General features: G+C 62.6%; 17 protein-coding genes, 1 tRNA gene and 1 pseudogene. 12 read left to right on the top strand and 7 right to left on the bottom strand.

What is annotated here, in order from left to right:
* Positions 1-267: 267 nt before the first annotated feature.
* Positions 268-1,041 carry a phosphonate metabolism transcriptional regulator PhnF gene (gene phnF / locus LJE98_RS01490; RefSeq protein WP_229572955.1) on the bottom strand — a complete coding sequence of 258 codons (774 nt, stop codon included), beginning with the start codon at positions 1,039-1,041 and terminating at the stop codon, positions 268-270.
* A 13-nt stretch (positions 1,042-1,054) separates the two neighbouring features.
* A pseudogene (locus LJE98_RS01485) lies at positions 1,055-2,224 on the bottom strand (alpha-D-ribose 1-methylphosphonate 5-triphosphate diphosphatase); the annotation flags it as partial.
* A 112-nt stretch (positions 2,225-2,336) separates the two neighbouring features.
* Between LJE98_RS01485 and LJE98_RS01480 the strand changes: the two are divergent.
* The 3 genes from LJE98_RS01480 to phnE all read left to right on the top strand — a co-directional run bounded on the left by LJE98_RS01480 (position 2,337) and on the right by phnE (position 4,804).
* Positions 2,337-3,194, top strand: coding sequence for a PhnD/SsuA/transferrin family substrate-binding protein (locus LJE98_RS01480; protein WP_229572953.1), 858 nt, complete (start codon positions 2,337-2,339; stop codon positions 3,192-3,194).
* Positions 3,195-3,270: 76 nt separating this feature from the next.
* Positions 3,271-4,020 (top strand): phosphonate ABC transporter ATP-binding protein, encoded by a 750-nt coding sequence (locus LJE98_RS01475; RefSeq protein WP_229572952.1) that lies wholly within the window; start codon positions 3,271-3,273, stop codon positions 4,018-4,020.
* Positions 4,013-4,804 carry a phosphonate ABC transporter, permease protein PhnE gene (gene phnE, locus LJE98_RS01470; protein ID WP_229572951.1) on the top strand — a complete coding sequence of 264 codons (792 nt, stop codon included), beginning with the start codon at positions 4,013-4,015 and terminating at the stop codon, positions 4,802-4,804. Before LJE98_RS01475 ends, phnE begins: the two co-directional genes overlap by 8 nt.
* A 212-nt stretch (positions 4,805-5,016) precedes the next feature.
* Here phnE and betI read toward each other — a convergent pair whose 3' ends face one another.
* A complete protein-coding gene (gene betI, locus LJE98_RS01465; protein ID WP_229572950.1) occupies positions 5,017-5,604 on the bottom strand; it encodes a choline-responsive transcriptional repressor BetI in 588 nt (195 codons plus the stop codon).
* Between the two features lie 117 nt (positions 5,605-5,721).
* On the opposite strand from betI, the gene choX reads away from it, so the two are divergent.
* Positions 5,722-6,675: a choline ABC transporter substrate-binding protein gene (gene choX, locus LJE98_RS01460; RefSeq protein WP_229572949.1), complete on the top strand. Its 954-nt coding sequence runs from the start codon at positions 5,722-5,724 to the stop codon at positions 6,673-6,675.
* Positions 6,675-7,508 (top strand): alpha/beta fold hydrolase, encoded by an 834-nt coding sequence (locus LJE98_RS01455; protein WP_229572948.1) that lies wholly within the window; start codon positions 6,675-6,677, stop codon positions 7,506-7,508. Before choX ends, LJE98_RS01455 begins: the two co-directional genes overlap by 1 nt.
* Positions 7,509-7,521: 13 nt before the next feature.
* On the opposite strand, the gene LJE98_RS01450 is transcribed toward LJE98_RS01455, so the two are convergent.
* Together LJE98_RS01450 and LJE98_RS01445 are read right to left on the bottom strand one after the other, a co-directional pair.
* Positions 7,522-7,689, bottom strand: coding sequence for a hypothetical protein (locus LJE98_RS01450; protein WP_229572947.1), 168 nt, complete (start codon positions 7,687-7,689; stop codon positions 7,522-7,524).
* A gap of 306 nt (positions 7,690-7,995) precedes the next feature.
* Positions 7,996-8,069, bottom strand: a tRNA-Gln gene (locus LJE98_RS01445).
* Positions 8,070-8,379: 310 nt separating this feature from the next.
* Here LJE98_RS01445 and LJE98_RS01440 point away from each other — a divergent pair.
* Genes LJE98_RS01440 through LJE98_RS01430 form a run of 3 tightly spaced genes read left to right on the top strand, consistent with a single transcriptional unit; the run spans position 8,380 to position 11,240 of the window.
* Positions 8,380-10,041 (top strand): Ppx/GppA phosphatase family protein, encoded by a 1,662-nt coding sequence (locus tag LJE98_RS01440; RefSeq protein WP_229572946.1) that lies wholly within the window; start codon positions 8,380-8,382, stop codon positions 10,039-10,041.
* Between the two features lie 2 nt (positions 10,042-10,043).
* On the top strand, positions 10,044-10,820 hold the full coding sequence (locus tag LJE98_RS01435; protein ID WP_229572945.1) for an RlmE family RNA methyltransferase: 777 nt from the start codon (positions 10,044-10,046) through the stop codon (positions 10,818-10,820).
* Positions 10,821-10,856: 36 nt separating this feature from the next.
* Positions 10,857-11,240: a VOC family protein gene (locus LJE98_RS01430; protein ID WP_229572944.1), complete on the top strand. Its 384-nt coding sequence runs from the start codon at positions 10,857-10,859 to the stop codon at positions 11,238-11,240.
* On the opposite strand, the gene LJE98_RS01425 is transcribed toward LJE98_RS01430, so the two are convergent.
* Positions 11,241-12,647, bottom strand: a complete 1,407-nt coding sequence (locus tag LJE98_RS01425; protein WP_229572943.1) for a DHA2 family efflux MFS transporter permease subunit — start codon at positions 12,645-12,647, stop codon at positions 11,241-11,243.
* A gap of 234 nt (positions 12,648-12,881) precedes the next feature.
* Between LJE98_RS01425 and LJE98_RS01420 the strand changes: the two genes are divergently transcribed.
* Positions 12,882-13,871, top strand: coding sequence for an MBL fold metallo-hydrolase (locus LJE98_RS01420; protein ID WP_229572942.1), 990 nt, complete (start codon positions 12,882-12,884; stop codon positions 13,869-13,871).
* A gap of 44 nt (positions 13,872-13,915) precedes the next feature.
* On the opposite strand, the gene LJE98_RS01415 is transcribed toward LJE98_RS01420, so the two are convergent.
* Positions 13,916-14,227, bottom strand: coding sequence for an ATPase inhibitor subunit zeta (locus LJE98_RS01415; RefSeq protein WP_229572941.1), 312 nt, complete (start codon positions 14,225-14,227; stop codon positions 13,916-13,918).
* Between the two features lie 305 nt (positions 14,228-14,532).
* Here LJE98_RS01415 and guaB point away from each other — a divergent pair, with 305 nt between their 5' ends.
* The 3 genes from guaB to LJE98_RS01400 are packed head-to-tail and all read left to right on the top strand — an operon-like array spanning position 14,533 to position 17,022.
* Positions 14,533-16,023 carry an IMP dehydrogenase gene (gene guaB, locus LJE98_RS01410; RefSeq protein WP_229572940.1) on the top strand — a complete coding sequence of 497 codons (1,491 nt, stop codon included), beginning with the start codon at positions 14,533-14,535 and terminating at the stop codon, positions 16,021-16,023.
* On the top strand, positions 16,020-16,586 hold the full coding sequence (locus LJE98_RS01405) for a hypothetical protein (protein WP_229572939.1): 567 nt from the start codon (positions 16,020-16,022) through the stop codon (positions 16,584-16,586). Before guaB ends, LJE98_RS01405 begins: the two co-directional genes overlap by 4 nt.
* 22 nt (positions 16,587-16,608) lie before the next feature.
* Entirely contained in the window at positions 16,609-17,022 is a 414-nt protein-coding gene (locus tag LJE98_RS01400; protein WP_229572938.1) for an MAPEG family protein, read from the top strand.
* Positions 17,023-17,078: the final 56 nt, after the last annotated feature.

Genomic DNA, 17,078 nt, shown 5'->3' with positions numbered 1-17,078 from the left:
GCTGAGTTTGATCTCATCCGCGCAAACCTGAAGGTCGGTTCACCCCGTGTTATCCGGTCCCAGAACCCTTGCGCCCGCCGAGTTCGACCGCGCCCTTTCCATAGTCAGGGGAGACTGAAACATGCGCCGCCAAATTGTCGCGACAAGCCTTTTCCGTCTGGCGCCTGCCTCTCATTCTGTTGCCGCCGACGATTGCAACGCCCCTGTGCCGTCCGTCCTGTTGCTGCTGGTCCGGGAAGCATAATCATCGGCTCCCGTTCTGGCGCGCTACTTCGCCAGGGTCCCAAAAACGAACTCGACCGACATCAGCGGCCAGCAGCCTGACGTCCACTCGATCGTGCGGCCATTGCTGTCCTCGTTGCGCGCGTTCAGGTGAAATACCGGCGTTCCCGGCGTCAGTCGCAGGTTGTCAGCCTCCTCCGCCGATGCGAAGCAGCCACTGATACGGGTCTCGACCCTCCGGAAGGCAGCGATGCCATTCGCGCGGAAGACATCCGTCACCGACTGCCGTTCGGCATAGAGCGCCTCGAAATCGGGAAAGCGACTGGCGGGAAAGTACTTGTCGTTCACATAGACCGGTTGGTCGCCGAGCAGCCGCAGACGCCGCAGGTGGATGATGTCTGCGCCCTCGGCGATGCGCAACCGCGCTGTGAGTTCGGCAGTCGCGAGTTCGCGCCGCACAAAGCGGGTATCGGTGGTGATGGGCGCGCTATGGGTCTCGATATTCTCCCGGAACGGATGGCCATCGCGGACGGAGAAGATTGCCGGCGGGCTGCGCACGAAGATGCCGACACCCTTGCGCGCCGTCAGGTGCCCCTCGTTCTGCAACTGTTGCAGGGCCTGGCGCAGCGTGATGCGGGTGACGCCGAGGCTTGCGGCGAGATGCGTTTCTCCGGGCAATTGGCTGCCTGGCTTTAACGTCCCGCTTTCGATCAGGCCGAGGATGTGGTCGCGGATCTGCTGCCAGATCGGCATGTTGCTCCGCGGGCCAAAGACCAGCCCATCGAAGGTGGTGATTGGGATTTCAGGCGTGTCGAGCATGATGGTTTCCGGTTCAGGCGGCAGCCGAGGCAATCGCGGATTCGGTCTCTATCAGAGTAAGTGCCGAATAGACCAGCCGACCGCCAACGAAGGTTGCCACCACCTTCGGGTGGCGGATGTCTTTCGCATCGACGAGGATGACATCGGCGCGTTTTCCCTTCTCGAACCGTCCCCGGTCGGTAAGGCCGGCAGCGGCAGCGGCATTGGCTGACACGAGGTGCCAGGCCCTGGCGAAGTCTGCATCCTCGGGGGATGCCAGCCGGAAGGCGGCATGGAGGGGTGACGGATAGTGGTAGTCGGACGCAAGCACGGTGCAAAGTCCGTCGCGGATTGCCGTCGTTGCGTCAAGCGCGCCATTGTGGCTGCCGCCGCGCACGACGTTGGGCGCGCCGAGGATGACATGTTCGCCGGCGGCGCGTGCTTCGGCAGCCGTCTCCAGCGTCAGCGGAAACTCCGACGATACTGCCCCCAGCGCACGGAAGGTGCGGCGCTCGTCGGGTGAGGCCTCGTCATGGGCAAGCAGCACGTTGCCGTTCTCGCGCGCTGCTGCCGCGAGCTCTTCGATGGCACCGGCCACATCTTTGCGCCGTGCCCAGACCCTGTCGAGCAGCGCCATGTAGTCGTCGCGCGACAAACCGGAGCGTTCCGCCATCTGGCCGATCTTGCGGGCAATCGTGCCCTTCAGCACCGATCCCGTCGTATGGTCGTTCAGGGCCACGAGCGGCTTCGGGTCGAGAGACAGCCAATCGATCACCTGCGGTAGCGCATCGAGTGCAAAGGTTTCCCAGCGCAGGTGCAGGCGGGTGTCGCAGGCCAGATGCGGGCGGGCGGTGGCAAGTGCAGTGACGAAGTCGCCGGCGGCCTGCAGGGACCGAAGGCCGGGCTCCCAGGACACAGTCACGCCGTGAAAGGCGGTGGTGATGCCGTTGGCCACCAGTTGTCGGTCGGTGTCGCGCAGTGCCAGGCCGACGTCGAAGCGCACGCCCGGTCGCGGCATGATCTGCCGCTCGAAGCCGTCACCATGGATGTCGACGATGCCCGGCAGGACGAGCAGGCCGTCAGCGTCGATCTCGCGCCCGCCATTGCCCCTGTCCGACAGTATGCCGCCGTCGATGAAGAAATCGGTGCGTTCGAGCCTCTCGGCGCCCAGCACGGTGCCGTTGCGGATGGTCCAGGTCATCGCGTCTCTCTGTCTCGTTTTCGTCCCGGGGCGGAAATTGTCACGTGCCCGTCACGTCTGGTCGCTAGGGATAGTCGCAGAAGATGCTCCTGTCTATACAGCAAAGGAAGATATCATGATCCGCTCCCTTCTCGCAGCCTGTGCAATCTCTCTGGTCTCTCTCGCGCCGGCCGCGGCCGAGAGCATCAAGTTCGCTGTTACCGATATCGAGGGCATGGAAGCCCTGCAGCAGGAATTCGGCGGCTTTCAAAAAGCGCTTGAGCAGGCCTCCGGCCTGGAAATCGAGCTCTTTCCGGTCAGCTCGCGCACCTCTGCCGTCGAAGCTCTGAATTCCGGACAGGTCGACCTCGTCCTCACGGGTCCTGCCGAATACGTCGTCATGAAGGAACTCGCCCAGCCGGAGATCGTCGTCGCCTGGCAGCGTCCGGACTACTTCGCCCAGATCGCCGTGCTCGCCAATGGCCCGATCCGTTCGCTGGAAGACCTCAAGGGCAAGAAGGTCTCCTTCGGTTCGGTCGGCTCCACCTCGCAGCATCTCGGTCCCGCCCAGGCGCTCACCGATTTCGGCATCAAGTACAATGAGGACTACGAGCCTGTGATCCTCGCCCGCAACGTCGCGGCGGAAGCCCTGATCCGTGGCGACATCGCGGCCATCGGCCTCAACTTCGGCCACCTCAACTCGATCCGCGAAGCCTTCCCGGACGTCGCCTTCGCCGTTCTTGCCCGTGGCCGCGACCTGCCGAACGACATCCTCGTTGCCCGCAAGGATCTGCCGGAAGAGATCGTTGCCAAGATCCGCACCGCCTTTGTCGAACAGGGAAGCGACCTGATGGCCGCCGTGCTCACCGGCGACGACAATCAGAAGTTCAAGGGGGGCTTCTTCCTGGCCGATGTGAAGGACAGCGATTACGACTACGTCCGCTCGATGTATCGCACGATCGGCGTCGACACCTTCAACGACTTCGTCAACTGAGCGGATTGGCCCCGATCCCGCCATCGGGCCGGCGCGATCAGCGCCGGCCCCTCGCCATATCCGCAGAAAGAACAAGATGATGGACGTTATCAGCACGCAGGGCCTGAAGAAGGGCTATGCGAACGGAAAACCGGTGTTTTCCGGTGTCGACATCCGAATCCGCAGTGGCGAGCGCGTGGCGCTTGTCGGCGCCAACGGAGTGGGCAAGTCGACGCTGCTCAAGTGCCTGATTGGCCACACGGCATTCTGCGATGGTGAGATCTCGACGCTTGGCGAAGCCTTTTGCCGCACGCCAAACGGGTCGCAGCTCAAGCGCATGCGCCAGCAGATCGGCTTCGTCTTCCAGCATCATGGCCTTGTTCGCCGCCAGTCGGTGCTGACCAATGTCGTTCACGGCAAGCTCGGACTGCCCGGCACCTGGCGTGCCTGGCATCAGGCGATTGCCGAGCGTGAAAGTCGCGAAGAGGCGATGGATGCGCTGGACCAGGTGAATCTTTCCCACAAGGCGACCGCGCGCGCCGACGAACTTTCGGGCGGTCAGGCGCAGCGCGTCGCCATTGCCCGCGCCCTGGTGCGCAAGCCTAGGCTGATGATCGCCGACGAGCCGGCTGCCAGCCTCGACCCGACGGCGGGCCGCGACGTGATGGCGCTGTTTTCCGATCTCGTGCGCGAAAAGGGCATCACGCTGGTCTATACGACCCACGACATGGATCATGCGTTGAGCTTCGCCGACCGGATCGTCGCGCTGAAGGCCGGCCGCGTACATTTCGACCTCCCGGTGGCCGATGTGGACCGCGAACGCCTGGAGGGTGTCTTCCATGCGTGATGCTGTGCCCGCCCGCTTCTTCCGTGCCTCGCCCTTTGCCTTTGCCGTTCTGGTCGCTCTTGGTGCGCTCTTGATCGTCTCGGCCACGCAGGTCGCGCCGACACCGAACCAGTTGATCAACGGCGCTCCGAGAATGGCAAACCTGATCGAGCGCATGCTGCCGCCGAGCCTGGAACCCGGTTTCCTGATGCGCGTCATCTGGCGCACGATCGAGACGCTGCAGATCGCCTTTGTCGGCACCGTCATCGGCGTGCTGCTCAGTTTGCCGATTGCCTGGCTCGCCTCGCGCACGCTGTCGCCTATCGGACCCTTCCGACACGTCTTCAAGGTGATGATCTCGCTGTTCCGCACCGTGCCCGACATGGTCTGGGCACTGCTCTTCGTCGCCTCCATCGGGCTTGGCGCCGTCGCCGGCACCATGACCATCATCATCGATACGATCGGGTTCTGTGGACGCTTCTTCGCCGAAGCGATCGAGGATGCCGACAAGGAGCCGCAGGAAGCCCTGTTCTCCGCTGGCGCCGGCCGGTTCTCCGTCCTCTCCGGCGCGGTTGTGCCCGATATCATGCCGTCCTTGATCAACACTTCGCAGTTCGCGCTGGAAAAGGCGGTCCGCTCGTCGGTCGTGCTTGGCCTCGTCGGCGCCGGGGGAATCGGCCAGGAACTGAAAGTCGCCTTCGACCTTTTCCAGTATCGCAATGCCTCGACCATCATCCTGGTGATCTTCGCGATCGTTCTTCTGATGGAGCTTGCGACCGATTGGCTGCGGCAGAAGGCGCAATAAGCACGGCCGGCCACCTATGTGCGGTCAGATAATCTCACCAATCCTGATAGCACCGCGCGAAGGCTTTCGCCGGCCAGGCTGACGAGAGCGGCCATGAAGGCAGGGAATGGCGACGGTTCTGTGCGTCGTCTCAACTGAAGCTGCTCCTCACGAACTCCCCAATTTCGATGTCTTCGCCGCTCGTTCGAAAGCCCGGTTGCGCAACCGGATCTCTATGTTTGACGCTTCAGTTGCTGGTCCAGATAGAGCTGTGTTTGCTTCAAGGCGCTCTCACGTGTCACCGAACCGGGCTCAAGCCCCATGCGCAGCCACAATCCGTCGATCAGCGCACTGATGCCAAGCGCCAATTCCTCGGCTTCCTCGCGAGCCATGAGCTGCTGAAGCGCCGACAAGAGGTTGGAGCGCATTCTGGCATGAAAGACCTTTTGAAGACGGGCGAGTTGCGGCTCGCGTGGGACTTCTGCGCAAAGCGACAGCCAGGCATGGCTGATCGAAGGCTTGAAGAACTCCTCCTCGAAATTCCCAAGGATGATCGCCATCACCCTTTCTCGCGGGCCGCGGGCATCGCGTAGCCGCTTGACCACCGCCAGCCGCAAGGCGCCGTTCGCCTCGCGCATCGCATGCTCGAACAACTCTTCCTTGTTGCGGAAGTAGTGCAACACAATGCCTTTCGATGCGCCGGCATAGGCTGCCACCTTCTCAAGCGTCGTGCCGGCTACACCCTCGGTTTGCAGGACGCAATAGGCGGCATGTCGCAGCTCCCTGCGCCGGATTTCGCTGATCCTGGAAAGTCTCGCCATGATGTCATCTCTGCAAAGTCCGCCTGTCATTGACAATCTATCCCAAAAGATCAAGACTTGACCGAGCGGTCAATTAACTGACCATTCGTATAAAATCAGGAACGGGGAACCGGGATCATGAAGAAGTCTGCCTCCAAGTCCGCGCTTGTCGCCTCATTGGCCGCCCTTTCAGTGACGGCCGGAACTCATTCTGCCCGGGCTGCGGAGCCCGCGACCTGTCAGACGGTCCGTCTGGCTGAACCGGGCTGGAATGACCTCGCTTTCACCACCGGCATCGGTATGACGCTGTTGAAGCAACTCGGTTATGATGCGCAATCATCGCTTCTGGGCATCGACGTGATCTACCTCAGCATGAAGAACAACGACCTCGATGTGTTCCTCGGCTATTGGGACCCGGCAATGATCACCTATGCCAAGCCCTATCTTGAGGAGGGTTCCGTCGAGACTGTCACAGTCAATCTTCAGGGCGCCAAATACACGTTTGCGGTGCCATCCTATGTCTACGAGGCAGGCGTACGCGACTTCGCGGATCTGCAGAAATTTGCCGACAGGTTTGACAGCAAGCTCTATGGCATCGAGCCCGGCTCGAACCAGCTCATGCTGGACGCCCTAGACGATCCAGCTCTCGGATTGAACGGCTGGAAGGTGGTCGAGTCCAGCGAACAGGGGATGTTGGCTGAAGTACAGCGACACGAGAGGGGGAAGGACTTCATCGTATTCCAGGGTTGGGCGCCACATCCGATGAACGCGCGGTTTGACATGAAATATCTGAGCGGAGGCGACAAATTCTACGGCCCGAACTTCGGCGCCGCCACGGTCTCGACGCAGGTGCGCAAGGGCTACAAGCAGGAATGCCCGAATGTGACGAAGCTGCTCGAAAATCTGAAATTCGATGTGGAGTTCGAGAACAAGGGCATGGGCTATCTGATGGATGACGGACTGGAGCCCGAAGCAGCAGCAGTCAAAGCCATCGCAGAAGAGCCCGCGAGACTGGAGAATTGGCTTGCCGGTGTTGCGACTTTCGACGGCAAGCCCGGGCTTGAAGCGGTACGTCAGGGTCTCGGCCTTTGATGCCTCAGGCGAAGGATGCCTGGCGCAGGGGAAAGCAGCAGATTCGGCTGCCTTCAGGCCGGCACCTTGCCGTCGTCGACACGAAAGGCGACGGGGCAACCGCCCTCCTGCTCCACGGCTACACCGATACGAGCCGCAGCTACCAGGCGATTGCACGCTATCTGGGCGGCTTTCGCCTCGTCATCCCCGACTTGCCCGGGCATGGCGACAGCGCAGAGGATAGCCAGGCGGACCTGTCGACAATCGTGGAGGACTTGGCGGCAGTTGCCGACCATCTCGACTGCGCACCCTCGCTGGTGATCGGCCACTCCTTCGGCTCTCTGGTCGCCCTGGAAATTGCCAGGCAAAAGACCTGGAGCGATCTGAAGATTGTCACGCTCGCGGGATCACCCTGTCCGAATCTGACGGGCTTGCAGGCTCTCGACCCCATCCGCCGTTTCGGTGACGCGGTGGAGGCCGCAGACCCTTTTTTGACGCATTGGTATTCCGGCCCTGTGGCGCTGGATCCGCAGTTTCTTGCCTTGGTGAAGGCGGACGCTGTGCGCATGCCGGTAAGGACTTGGCACCACTATCTCGATCTCCTGGAAAAACTGGATCTCCGCAGCAAGCTGGAAGAGATCGAGGCGCCGCTGCTGTCGATCGCCGGTGACCGCGATCAGCTCTTCGGCGCCCGTCACGTCGATGCACTCGGCCAGGGCCTGCGTCGGGGGCATGACATCAGGCTACCGGGGGTCGGACACAATCCGCACTGGGAAGCGCCGCAACAGGTCGCAACGATTATCACGGACTGGTTGGACGCTCTTGTGAGGGATCGCGATCGCGCCCTCAGGTGAAGCCTTGACGTTGTCATGCGCAGGCAAATGCTCGAGAATTCGTGTCGCTGATCTCTCCCAGTCGCTCGACTTCCTTGTCGCGCTCATGTTCAAAGAGCTTCTGGAACTGCTGTTTGGACATTGTTTCCTTCGACTGCATCTTCAATTCGGCAAGCCGCGTGTTGAGTTTGCGGCCGATCATCTGTGCTTTCCTATGATCCGAACAATGAAGGGTCAGTGAAAGTCGGCTGCCGGGTTGGCAGTGAATGAAGGCTGCTGGAATGCGTGGCCGCCAGGAAAAGACGTTTTCCCCGACGGATAAGATTTTCGACCCCGTGGCGAACTGCCATGACGAAGACACCCCGTATCAGGCCCGAAGGTCACCTCGTACCGATTTCAGCTTGGGCATCACCTTTGGGCATCAGTTTTGGGCATCAGGTCGCCGATGACGCCAAAACGGGATCCGGCACGACGGAAAGACGTAGGAATCATGGGTTTTTGGGAGAATTGGCTGGGGAACCTGGATTCGAACCAAGATTAACGGAGTCAGAGTCCGTCGTTCTACCGTTGAACTATTCCCCACCAGGGTATCGCCGCAGCGATCGGTGAGCGGGCTTATAGACAAAAGCTTCTGCGTTGCAAAGACCGTTTTTGCAAAAAAATGCATGCGGCTGAGAAAGGTGGCGTGGAAGAGGTCGCTGACAGGCATCGGGACTGTGCATCGGGCGTCGGGCGCTGGCGTGGCGGCGCTGCGGCGGGCCCGGCGACCGGCGTTCGAAAAACCGTTTGGCGCCGGGGGCAGGCGCTGGTATGCTTCAGCCAACGAAACGAATGATGACACCAGCGGCACGCGTCGATCTTGGCGCCTTGCGCGGTGCAGTGGATAACTTAAGTGACAGACCCCAATCGCGGCGGACAGCCGAACAGCGAGGGGGCGTCGACAGGCAAGCGCAAGGGTGGGGGCTCCCGCCGGCGCGGCAAGGGCAAGAAGGCGGGACCGGTCAGGAACGGTCACGATGCTTCTGCCTCGGCAGGATCGGCAGTCGCGCCGGTCGCCGAGCGACGTTCCGAATCAGCCTTTGCGGATGGTCCCATCCGCAAGCGAAAGCGTCGCCGGCGTGGCAAGGGCGGCGCTCAGTCGTCTGTGGACACCCCTGACATCTCAAGTGGCAGCGCAAGTGTTGGCGGCGAGCCGTCTGCCGGCGGCACGGCTGTGCCGATGGCTGCGCGCAACGATGGTCCACGCCCGGCAGGCGTCACCGCGTCGCCGCCGCATGCGTCTGCCTCGCCACAGGCAACGCCGGCCGATCAGGCCGGCCATCGCCCCGGTCGCAAGCGCAAACGCAATCGAAACCGCCATGCCGCGGCCCAAAAGCCCGGCCAGGTGCGTCCGCTCGCCGGCTCCGAACCACCCTCCGTCGTGGTCGCCAAGGCGCGCCGACCGGAGCAGCAGGTGGCGCCGGCCGTTCACACACGTGGGTCCGCCCAGCCGCAGATGCAGGCGCGTCCCCCGGAACGGTCGCGCCCCGTCCCGGATGCCGGACCGGACGATCTTTACGCCGCGCTCGATCTCGGCACCAACAATTGCCGGCTGCTGATCGCACAACCGACCCGCCCCGGCCAGTTCCGCGTCGTCGATGCCTTTTCGCGCATCGTGCGGCTGGGTGAAGGTCTGGGCGCCACCGGACGCCTCTCGCAGGATGCCATGGACCGGGCCGTCGATGCGCTGCGTGTCTGCGCAGCCAAACTCTCCGGCCGGGACATCAGGCGCATGCGCCTGATTGCGACGGAAGCCTGCCGGGCTGCCGAAAACGGTGAACTCTTCCTGGATCGCGTCACGGGTGAGACCGGGTTGCAACTCGAGATCATCAACCGGGAAACCGAGGCGCGTCTCGCCGTCTCCGGTTGCTCCTCGCTGGTCGGGCGCGAAGCCCGGTCTGTGGTGCTCTTCGACATCGGCGGCGGCTCCTCCGAGATCGCCGTCATCCGGATCAACGACAACCGTTCCAGCCGTCTCGCCAACCACATCACCCACTGGACATCGCTGCCGGTCGGCGTTGTCACGCTGTCCGAGCGCCATGGTGGCCGTGACGTGACCCCGGACATCTTCGAGGCGATGACCCAGGAGGTCGAGGGCATGCTGGCAAGGTTCGATTGCCCCGATATTCCCCGCGGCCTGGACGATTTCCATCTGATCGGCACGTCGGGCACGGTAACGACGCTCGCCGGCGTTCATCTCGACCTGCCGCGTTACGATCGCCGCAAGGTCGACGGTCTCTGGCTGTCCGACGCGGAGGTGACCGCCATGCAGTCCAAGCTCCTGTCCTGGGATTATGCCGGCCGCGCCGCCAATCCCTGCATCGGGCCGGACCGCGCCGACCTTGTTCTGGCCGGCTGTGCAATTCTCGAGGCGATCCGCCGCCGCTGGCCCTCGAGCCGCATGCGGGTCGCCGATCGCGGCCTGCGTGAGGGCCTGCTCACCGACATGATGGCTGATGACGGCGTCTGGCGCCGCGGCCGCAACCGCCGTCCTCCAGTCTCCAGGGAGCGTTGACCATGGCCAAACCACCCATCGCCGGCAATCGCACGGGCCGAAAGCTCGGCCAGAAGGTCAAGAAGGGCAAGCTCAAGGCGTCGTCCAGGCGCTGGCTCGAGCGCCACATCAACGACCCCTATGTCCAGCGCGCCAAGCTCGAGGGCTACCGGGCCCGTGCGGCCTTCAAGCTGCTCGAGATCGACGAGAAGCATCAGGTCCTGAAGGGTGCCAAGCGCATCATCGACCTGGGTGCCGCCCCCGGCAGCTGGTCGCAGATCGCCGCCAAGGTGACCGATTCCTCCGATGACGATATCCGCGTCGCCGCGATCGATTTCCTGGAAATGGCGCAGATTCCGGGCGTGAAGATCCTGCAGCTCGACTTTCTCGATCCCGACGCGCCGCGCCAGCTGATCGAGGCCGTCGGCGGCACGCCCAATCTCGTCCTGTCGGATATGGCCGCACCCACCACAGGCCACCAGAAGACCGACCACATCCGCACCATGCATCTGTGCGAAGTTGCGGCCCATTTCGCCGTCGAGGTTCTGGCCGAAGGCGGGCACTTCCTGGCCAAGACTTTCCAGGGCGGAACGGAAAAGGAGCTCCTCAACATGTTGAAGCAGAATTTCCGCCAGGTCCTGCACATCAAGCCGGCATCGTCGCGTCAGGAATCCGTCGAGATGTTCCTGCTGGCCAAGGGCTTCAAGGGGCGCAATGGCCCGGCTTTGGTCGAGCTGGATGAGGAGGGCTTCGCCCGCGATCCGCGCGAAGACATTCCAGCCGACGAAGACCAGGACTGATCCGGAAACCTTTCGAGAAGGGCAGGGAGGATGGCCATGTTCACCTACATCACCGTCGGCATCAATGATCTGGCCCGCGCCATCCGGTTCTATGATCCGGTTCTGGCGACGCTCGGGCTGGAGCGCCGGGAGACCGACGAAAACGAGGCGGGTTATGGTATGGCCGGCGATAACCGCTGCCGATTCTGGATCAATCACCCCTTCGATCGCCAGCCGGCGACCGTGGGCAATGGTTCCATGCCGGCCTTCGACGCGTCTTCGCGGGCCGTGGTCGATGCCTTCCATGCAGCAGCAATTGCCCATGGCGGCACGGATGACGGCGCGCCGGGCATCCGCCATTTCCATCCCAATTTTTACGCCTGTTATGTCCGCGATCCCGATGGCAACAAACTGTCGGCCCTGTGCGAGCGGCCGGAATGACTATTTCACGCTGATCGTCTCGTCTCCGGTCCCGCGCCGATAGCCGGACACCGCCGAGCCGACATCGCGCGGCAGCCCGAAAAACGGCAAGACCGCGAAGATCGACAGCCCCCCGACGATCGCAAAGGCAAGGTGAAAATCACCGAGCGACAGCGTGCCGCCTGTCATCCGCGTGCTTGCCTCGAGGATCGACGCCGCCGTCGCCACGCCGAGGGCCAGGCTCACCTGCTGAAGCACTGAAGTCAGCGAAGTCGCCTGCGAGGCGGCGCGATCCTCGATATCCGCGTAGCCCAGCGTGTTGACCCCGGTAAAGAAGAACGAGCGGCAGAAGCCGCCGACGAGCAGGACAGCCATGATCAGCAGGATCGGCGTCGCGGGTGTGAAGAATGCGTTCGCCGCCGTCGTCAGTGCCCCGAACAGGCCAGCAAGGATGAGAACATTGCGAAAGCCGACGGCCGCAAAGGCGCGCCTGGCGATGAACTTGGTCGAGATTGCACCCACGGCAGCGATGAAAGTTGTCATGCCGGATTGGAAGGCCGACATGCCGAAGCCGAGTTGCAGCATCAGGGGCAAGAGGAAGGGTGTGGCACCGGCGGCAATGCGAAACAGAGTGCCGCCGACAATAGAGGCGCGGAAGCTCCTGTTGGAGAAAAGTGTCAGGTCGAGCAGCGGGGCCGGATGCCGGCGGGCGTGGATCACATAGAGGATCATCGATAGAAGCCCGACCACCGTTGCTATCGCACCGACCCAGACGGGCAGGGCAGGCAGGCTCATCACGGATAGCCCGAAGACGAGCCCGGATGCGGCGCAGGCGCTGAGCAGAAAGCCCGTCCAGTCGATTCGCGCCGTCTCGATCGGATCGATCTCTGGCAGATAGAGGCTGGACAGCCAGAGGCCCAGAACTCCGATCGGGATATTGATCAGGAAAATCCAGTGCCAGCTGAAGAAGGTGGTGATGAAGCCGCCGACCGGTGGGCCGGTGATCGGACCGAGCAGGGCCGGAATGGTGAGCAGTGCCATGGCCGAAACGAGGTCGCTTTTCTTCGTGGTTCGCAGAAGCACCAGGCGCCCGACCGGGGTCATCATTGCCCCGCCCATGCCCTGCAGGAAGCGCGCAGCGACGAAGGTGATGAGCGAATCCGAGATTGCGCAGAACAGCGACCCCAGCATGAAAACGAGGATTGCTGCACGAAACACCCGCTTGGCACCGTATCGGTCCGCCATCCAGCCACTCGCCGGAATGAAGATCGCAAGCGCCACCATGTAGGAAGTGAGCGCCAGCTTCAGGGTGATCGGCCCGACGCCGAGATCGGTGGCGATCGTCGGCAGGGCCGTGGCTATGACGGTCGAATCCATCTGCTCCATGAAAAGTGCGACGGCGAGAATGAGAGGTGTGATGCGGTTCATCGGTATTCCGGGGCGGGCGGCACAGGGCCTGACGACTTCTAGCCGTTCTGCCGTCCCAGGCAACCTGGACATGCAGTTTATGGCGTCAAATCAAGGCGCACGCCGCTTGTCATGTTCCATGGAAATCATCTTGCGGCATCACGATGGTGTGAGAGAGCTTTCTGCGGCGGGTCCGAAGCCTATTTGCGCTGCAGCCCGCGATACGGGCGCAGAATATTTTGCAGGGAGATTTGGATGAATTCGATCAAGAGACGTACGCTTCTCGGTGGGGCCGGTGTAGCTCTGGCATCCCCGATGATCATGACCCGGGCCGCCATTGCACAGGGGACAGGCACCGAGACTTCGATGGATATCGATCATGCCATGCCGCCAGAAACCCATCGCTTCAATGTCGGAAAATTCGAGGTGCTTGTGGTCAAGGACGGCGCCCGCGCCTCCGGCAATCCGCAGGAGACCTTCGGTACCAACCAGAGCGTGGAGACCGTAGGCGCGCTGCTGGAGGCCAACTTCCTTCCCGCCGACAACTTCGTCAACAGCTTCGCGCCGGTGCTCGTCAATACGGGTTCAGATGTCATTCTCTTCGATACGGGCCTCGGTGAAGGCGGTCGTGCGAACGGTCTGGGCCGGCTTGCCGAGGGTCTGACAGCGGCCGGCTACAAGCGCGAAGACGTGACGATTGTCGTGCTGACTCACATGCATGGAGACCATATCGGTGGCATGATGGAAGGCGGCCAGCCGGCTTTCCCGAATGCGCGCTACGTCACCGGCCAGGCGGAATACGACTTCTGGGCGGATCCGGCCCGCGTCGGCACGCCGGCCGAGAACGGCCACAAGGGGGTGCTCGCCAACGTCACGCCCATGGCGGAAAAGATGACCTTTATCGGCGATGGCGGAGAAGTCGTGTCCGGCATTACCGGCATGGCAGCCTTCGGTCACTCGCCGGGCCACATGATCTACCGTCTGGAATCGGAAGGTCGCCAGCTGGTCCTGGCGGCCGATACGGCGAACCATTTCGTTTTGTCTCTTCAGCGCCCGGATTGGGAAGTCCGCTTCGACATGGACAAGGCAGCAGCGGCCGCGACCCGCACGAAGGTCTTCGACATGCTCGCAACCGACAAGCTCGCCTTCCTCGGCTACCACATGCCGTTCCCGGCAGTCGGTTTCGTCGAGAAGATCGACCAGGGTTATCGCTACGTTCCGAAGGCCTATCAGTTCGAGATTTGAAGGTTGCCGAGGGGCCGCGCCAGAATTGCGGCCCCGTCACCGGCTTAGTGGCCGGCGAAAATCTCGTCGGTTGCCTGCTCGATGAAGTGATGAATACGGCTGTCGATATCGGCGTCGCTCACTGTGACGCCGGCCTGGGAAAAGTCCTGGCGCAATTGCTCCAGGAGACGGTGCGGCTCGACCACCTGCTTGACGGCGACAGTGCCGGCATAGGCTTCGACATCGTCGAGGCCCATCGTATAGGCGGCCCAGCGGCCGGCCATCTTGCTGCCGCGCATACGGGCTTTGAACTGGATCTCTGCCTGGCGGGCGAAGTGGTTCTCGAGTGCCTGGGCGCGCTGCTTCAATGCGGTCATGGACGGTCCCCTTCGTCTTCTTGTTTGTTGTTGGTGCCCCCAGCCCCTGAGAGCACCTCCCTTATATAAGCGAGGACTTCAAAGACCGTGTAGCCGCTGCTTAAAATTCTAATGATTGTCGATTTTTCTGTATGGGCCTTGCGGCAAGCCGGGGAGAGGGGAACCGTCGGGCGTTTTGCTATTCCCTTCCTGTCATGAACGTGTTACCAGCCCTCGCCAACTTCCAAGCATTTCATGCAGAAGCGACCGAACGGGGATTCCCGTTTTCCGGGCGGATTCTGCCTATTCAAACGAAGGAATTGGCAATGGCACGCATCGTAATGTCGGCAACCGGCGCAGAAGCGCTCACTTTTGACGACGTCCTCCTGCAGCCGGGGCACTCTGAAGTGATGCCGGGGCAGACCAATATCGCGACGCGGATTGCCCGGGACATCGATCTTTCTTTGCCGATTCTCTCCTCCGCCATGGATACGGTCACCGAAAGCCGTCTTGCGATCGCCATGGCCCAGGCAGGCGGCATCGGCGTGATCCACCGCAACCTGACCCCCATCGAGCAGGCCGAAGAAGTTCGCCAGGTGAAGAAGTTCGAAAGCGGCATGGTCGTCAACCCGGTGACCATCGGTCCCGAGGCGACACTGGCCGAAGCGAAAGCGCTGATGAACGCGCATGGCATTTCGGGCATTCCGGTCGTTGAGGGCGCAAGTCGCCCCGGTCGCCTCGTCGGCATCCTGACGAACCGCGACGTGCGTTTTGCCTCTGATCCGAGCCAGAAGATCTACGAACTGATGACCCACGAAAACCTCGTGACGGTCAAGGATGGTGTCGACCAGCAGGAAGCCAAGCGTCTCCTGCATTCGCACCGTATCGAGAAGCTTCTGGTGGTCGACAATGAGGGCCGTTGCGTCGGCCTGATCACCGTCAAGGACATCGAGAAGTCTCAGCTCAACCCGCATGCTGCGAAGGACGCCCAGGGCCGTCTGCGTGTGGCCGCCGCCATCTCCACCGGTGACGACGGCGTGGAGCGCGCCGAGCGTCTGATCGACGCCGGCTGCGACGTCATCGTCGTCGACACCGCCCACGGCCACAGCCAGAAGGTGCTGGATGCCGTCGCACATGTGAAGAAGATGTCGAACGCGATCCGCATCATCGCCGGCAACGTCGCCACGAGCGAGGGCACGCGCGCCCTGATCGACGCTGGCGCGGATTGCATCAAGGTCGGCATCGGTCCGGGCTCGATCTGCACCACCCGCGTCGTGGCCGGCGTCGGCGTTCCCCAGCTTGCAGCCGTCATGGCTGCCGTCGAGGAAGGCAACAAGCACGACATTCCCGTCATCGCCGATGGTGGCCTGAAGTTCTCGGGCGACGTCGCCAAGGCGATTGCAGCCGGCGCATCGGCCGTCATGGTCGGCTCGCTGCTTGCCGGCACGGACGAAAGCCCGGGCGAGGTCTATCTCTACCAGGGGCGCTCCTTCAAGGCCTATCGCGGCATGGGCTCCGTCGGCGCCATGGCCCGCGGCTCGGCCGATCGCTACTTCCAGGCAGAGGTGCGCGATACGCTGAAGCTCGTGCCTGAGGGCATCGAAGGCCAGGTGCCTTACAAGGGGCCGGTCTCGGCGGTGCTGCATCAGCTCGCCGGTGGCCTGAAGGCTGCCATGGGTTATGTCGGCGGCAAGGACATCAAGGACTTCCAGGAGAAGGCGACCTTCGTGCGCATCTCCGGTGCCGGCCTGCGTGAAAGCCATCCGCATGGGGTCACCATCACCCGCGAAAGCCCGAACTATCCGGGCGCTGCATGATCCTGGGGCGATTGCCCGGACCACGTCAGGCGCCGCTCCTCTGGGCGAGCGGCGTCCTGTCGGCTGCGCTGCTCGCCTGGATGAACCTCGGCTTTGCGTCTCGGTTCACTGAACTGACCGGCGTAAGGGCGATGCCCGACCTCGATATCGAAAGCACGGGCGAGGCTCTGCTCGCCCTCAAGGCCGTGCTGGAGACCAGGCCAGACGCGGCAGAGCTTCTTCGGGCCGTGCATCTGGGGCCGGATCTCGTCCTCCCGGCAGTCCTCGGCCTCTTTCTCGTCCTGCTGATGTGTCGGGTCGCTCCCGGTGCCGGTCTCTACGGTCGCCCCGCCGAGCGCTTGCTGCCCGCACTGCTTTCCCTGCCGATCGTTTATGGCTTGGTCGATTATGCAGAGAACATCGTCAGCCTCATGCTCTTCCCGCCATCCACACCACTGCCGGAAACAGCGAACCTGCTGGCAGAGGCCCTGGCCTGGCTGACACGCTTGAAGTTTGCCGCCTTGGTTGTCTCAGGCATTCTGGTGCTGCGCCTCGCCTTCGGCCCGAAACATGACCACGAATGAGCTTTAAGGAAGCGCGCGTCGAATGACCGGATTTGAAATGTTCTGGCCCCTCCTGGCCCATGCCTTCCTTGTCTTCGGCCTCTATGCCCTCCTGGTGGTCCGACGCGCTGCCGTCGTCAGGGCCGGCAAGGTTGAGCGTATCGCCTTTCGCGAAAACCTCGCCGAGCCGGAGGAGAGCCGGGTGGTCAACAGGGCAATTGCCAACCAGTTCGAACTGCCTGTCTTGTTCTACGCCGTCTCGGTCCTGCTGTTCATGACCGAGGCAGACAACCTTGCTGCCGTGGCGCTTGCCTGGATCTTCGTCTTGGCTCGCTACGTCCAGGCGGCCATGCAGGTGATCGGCAACCTGCCGCTTCGTCGTCTGTCCTTCATGCTGGGCTTTGTGGCGCTCTTCCTGATGTGGCTGTGGCTCGCCATCTGGATGGCGACCAGCTGACGCCTTCACGGCAACGTGTGTGGGCGGAAGGAAACATGGCGCTATCTTTCGGAGGC

It is taken from the genome of Rhizobium sp. 'Codium 1' (assembly GCF_020889605.1).
GTDB classification, from domain to species: domain Bacteria; phylum Pseudomonadota; class Alphaproteobacteria; order Rhizobiales; family Rhizobiaceae; genus Allorhizobium; species Allorhizobium algae.
The sequence above is the reverse complement of the archived record's forward strand: the minus strand, read 5'-3'. Positions and strand labels throughout refer to the sequence as shown.